General features: G+C 69.1%; 3 protein-coding genes. All 3 read right to left on the bottom strand.

Annotation, left to right across the window (positions count from 1 at the left end; translation table 11 throughout):
- A partial coding sequence (locus tag G3O06_RS47915; RefSeq protein WP_205820348.1) for a TolC family protein occupies nucleotides 1-848 on the bottom strand: 848 nt, incomplete at its 3' end.
- Nucleotides 845-1,825, bottom strand: a complete 981-nt coding sequence (locus G3O06_RS47910; protein WP_205820347.1) for an HlyD family secretion protein — start codon at nucleotides 1,823-1,825, stop codon at nucleotides 845-847. The genes G3O06_RS47910 and G3O06_RS47915, both read right to left, overlap by 4 nt.
- Nucleotide 1,826: 1 nt before the next feature.
- Nucleotides 1,827-2,039: a DUF1656 domain-containing protein gene (locus tag G3O06_RS47905; RefSeq protein WP_011350409.1), complete on the bottom strand. Its 213-nt coding sequence runs from the start codon at nucleotides 2,037-2,039 to the stop codon at nucleotides 1,827-1,829.
- Between the last annotated feature and the right edge of the window lie 169 nt (nucleotides 2,040-2,208).

Below are 2,208 nucleotides of genomic sequence, written 5' to 3'. Positions count from 1 at the left end.
TGGCGCAGCTTCGGCAGGTGCTCGCATTCGGCGACGGCCTTCGGCAGATCGGCAGGCGAGCGCGCGAGCAGCGCGGCGAGCTGGTATTGCGCGACCTTGCGGCGGCCTTCGAAGCGCGGGATATCGGCGGCGAGGGTGCGCACCTGCGTCACGCCGCGCGTCACGTCGGTCTGGTTGCCGCGCCCGGCATCGCGCAGCCGCTGCGACAGCTTCACGCGCTGCTGCTGCAGCGCGAGCGACTGCTTCGCGACGGCCAGCTCGTCGCCGGCCGAACACGATTCGACGTACGCGCGCACGACGTCGGCAACGACCGTGATGCGCGCCAGGTCGCCGGCGGCCCTGACGGCCTCGCTGTCCGCGCGCGCGGCTTCGACGCCGCGCCGCAGCTTGCCGAACAGGTCGATCTCGTACGACACGTTGATGCCGACCGTGCCTTCGTTGACGACCGGCAGCTTGTTTTCGAGCAGGAATTGCTCGGCCGATTCCTGCGCGCGCTGCACGGCGGCTTCCGCGCCGCCCGAGAAGCCGCCCTGCTGGCTCGCTACTTCCAGCGCCGCGCGCGAGCGCGCGAGGTTGGCCGCGGCCACGCGCAGGTCGGTGTTCGACTTCAGTGCATCGCGCACGAGCGCGTCGAGCACGGGGTCGTCGTAGAGTTGCCACCAGTTGCCGGGCACGGCGTCGCGCGACACGAGCGTGTTGTTCGCATCGTCGAGTGCGTGGTTCGCGAGCGGCGCATTCACGTACGCCTGCTGCGGCAGCGTGTAATCGGGGCCGACGGACTTGCACGCGCCGAGTGCGAGCGCAAGCGGCGCGAGCGTCGCGGCGAGGCGCAGACCATGCCGCTTCATTGCGATGCTCCTGCTGCGCTGGCAGCCGTGCCGGAAGCAGCCGATACCGGCGTGACGATCGACGCCGCGCTCGCGCCGGCTGCCGGCTTCGCCTTCTCGTTGCGGCGCGTGTCGGCTTCGCGCATCGAGACGGTCGCGGTGCGGCCCGCGATCATCCGGAAATCATCGGGCACTTCGTCGAGCACAACGCGCACCGGCACGCGCTGTGCGAGCCGCACCCAGCTGAATGCCGGGTTCACGTTCGGCAGCAGGTTCGCGCCCTGCGTGCGGTCGCGATCCTCGATCGCGGCGACGATGCTCTGTACGTGGCCGCGCAGCGCATGCGGCTCGCCCATCACGATGATGTCGACCGGCTGGCCGATGTGGATGCCGCGCAGCTTGGTTTCCTCGAAGTAGCCGTCGACGCGGAACGAGTTGCGGTCGACGACCGACAGCAGCGCGCGGCCGGCCGGCACGTATTCGCCGACGCGCGGCGCGCGGTCGTTCAGGTAGCCGTCTACGGGACTCACGATCGTCGTGCGCTGCAGGTTCAGCTTCGCGGTGTCGAGCGACACCTGCGCATCGGCGACGGCGGCTTCGCCCTGTTCGACACGCGTGCGGCTTTCCTCGACCTGTTCGCTCGCCACCAGGTTGCCGAGCTGCAGGTTGCGCGCGTATTCGCGCTTCGCCTGGGCGAGCGTCGCGCGGCGCTGCGCGAGCGTGGCTTCGGCGAGCCGTTCCGCGAGCGTGTAGCGCGCCTGGTCGATCACGAACAGCACCTGGCCGCGCTTGACCTCCTGGTTGTCGACGACCTGAACCGACGTGATGAGGCCTGCCACGTCCGGTGCGACCTGGATCACGTCGGCGCGCACGTGACCGTCGCGGGTCCACGGCGAGAACATGTAGTAGTTGACGGTGCGCCACAGCACGACGGCAGCCACGACGACGACGATCAGGGTGAGCAGGATTTGCCCTGCCGAGAGCCAGGTTTTTTTCACGTTAGGTAGCCACGAGATGGTGGGAAACGATCACGACGGCGGCAAATACGAACACGTAGATGCCGAGGTCGAAGATCGAACGGTGCCAGACGAGGCGGTAGAAGCCGACGCGCTCGAGTACGGCGCGCACGACGATGTTGATCAGGTAGGCGATCAGCATCAGCACGAGCGGGGCCGGCACGAATACGCCGAAGATGTCGATTTCGCCGATCATGGTCGCGGTCGGAAAGACGGATGGGAAAGCGGGATCATGCGCGTGCTCCGTCCGGCGCCTGCGGTGGCTGCCCGGCCGCGGCCGGATACAGCGACAGGCGCAGGCCGACGAGCGCGTGCAGCGTGTCGTGCAGCCGGCGATGCGTGGCGGGCGTGGCAGGCGCGGCGGG

The sequence above is a fragment of the Burkholderia sp. Ac-20345 genome (genome assembly GCF_017104825.1).
GTDB lineage: Bacteria > Pseudomonadota > Gammaproteobacteria > Burkholderiales > Burkholderiaceae > Burkholderia > Burkholderia lata_B.
This window is presented reverse-complemented; position numbering and strand designations above follow the sequence as displayed.